Here is a 1,285-nt window from a genome sequence, read left to right on the forward strand (position 1 = left end):
CCTCTCAGTTGCCCAGTAGTCCCGAATTCCGGCGTGAAAATGTCTTGGAACGGGGATTGCGGAGCTGGCCCTCAAACGGATAATTGAAAGCATGAAGAGAGTTCGCAAGGCAGTCTTCCCGGTCGCCGGTCTCGGCACACGGTTTCTCCCGGCCACCAAGGCTGTCCCCAAGGAAATGCTGACCGTCGTCGACCGGCCGGTGATCCAGTATGTGGTGGATGAGGCACGCGAGGCCGGCATCGAGCATTTCATCTTCGTCACCGGCCGCAACAAGGCCGTCATCGAGGACCATTTCGACATCCAGTTCGAACTCTATGACACGCTGGCCCAGCGCGGCAAGGACGACCAGCTCGCCCGCCTGCAACGGCTGCAGCCGGCGCCGGGGCAGACCAGTTTCACACGCCAGCAGGTGCCGATGGGACTTGGCCATGCCGTCTGGTGCGCCCGTGAGCTCGTCGGCGACGAGCCCTTCGCGCTGTTGCTGCCCGACATGATCATGCAGTCGGAGAAGAGCTGCACGAAGGCAATGGTCGAGCTCTACGAGGAGACCGGCAACAACATCATCGCGGTGCAGGAATGCGCTCCCGCCGAAACCCACAAATACGGCATCGTCGGCCGCGGCGAGGACACGCATCACGGTTTCCGCATCACCGAGATGGTGGAAAAGCCGAAGGCCGGCACCGCGCCGTCCAATCTTTACATCAACGGCCGCTACATCCTGCAGCCGGAGATCTTCAAGATCCTTGAAGGCCAGGAAAAAGGCGCCGGCAACGAGATCCAGCTCACCGACGCCATGCTGAAGCTGGAAAAGCAGCAGCCTTTCTACGGCTACCACTATCGAGGCCGCACGTTCGACTGCGGATCGCCGGAAGGCTTCGTCGAGGCCAATGTCGCCTTCGCGCTGTGGCGCAGCGACATGAACGAGAACATGGCCGGTGTGATCCGCACGCTTCTCGATGAGATGAAGCCATCCGAGCGCCGCGGCGCCGCATCTTAAGTCGATGTCGATGTTCAGCCGGTCCGCGGAAGGGCCGGTCTGATCTCAACGCACGTTTGGCACGCAAGTCCTCAGCGCTGCACTTTCACGCCGAGGAAGATGCTGTTGGCGGTGTAGTCCCGGCCCGGCAGATTGCTGGTCAGCTTCTCGGTCCTCACCCTTGTGGTGAGGCCGGCGTAGCGGTTCAGCCACCAGGTCAGTCCGGCCTCGGCGCTCAACACCCTGTCATGGCCATCGATGCCGATGTAATCACGCCAGTCGAGGCCCAGAGCCGCATTGGCGGTGAGG

2 protein-coding genes are annotated in these 1,285 nt (G+C 61.9%); one reads left to right on the top strand and one right to left on the bottom strand.

From position 1 onward, the window contains the following. The first annotated feature begins 91 nt into the window (after positions 1 to 91). Positions 92 to 997 carry a UTP--glucose-1-phosphate uridylyltransferase GalU gene (galU, locus tag EN893_RS34315; protein ID WP_127270261.1) on the top strand — a complete coding sequence of 302 codons (906 nt, stop codon included), beginning with the start codon at positions 92 to 94 and terminating at the stop codon, positions 995 to 997. Positions 998 to 1,068: 71 nt separating this feature from the next. On the opposite strand, the gene EN893_RS34320 is transcribed toward galU, so the two are convergent. After that, a partial coding sequence (locus EN893_RS34320) for an outer membrane beta-barrel protein (RefSeq protein ID WP_164901398.1) occupies positions 1,069 to 1,285 on the bottom strand: 217 nt, incomplete at its 5' end.

Origin of the sequence: Mesorhizobium sp. M7A.F.Ca.CA.004.04.2.1 (assembly GCF_004022825.1) — a bacterium.
Classification (GTDB): Bacteria; Pseudomonadota; Alphaproteobacteria; order Rhizobiales; family Rhizobiaceae; genus Mesorhizobium.

Excerpts from the sequence above, each read along its gene's own strand:
- galU (WP_127270261.1), top strand. The coding sequence starts at position 92 with ATGAAGAGAGTTCGCAAGGCAGTCTTCCCGGTCGCCGGTCTCGGCACA.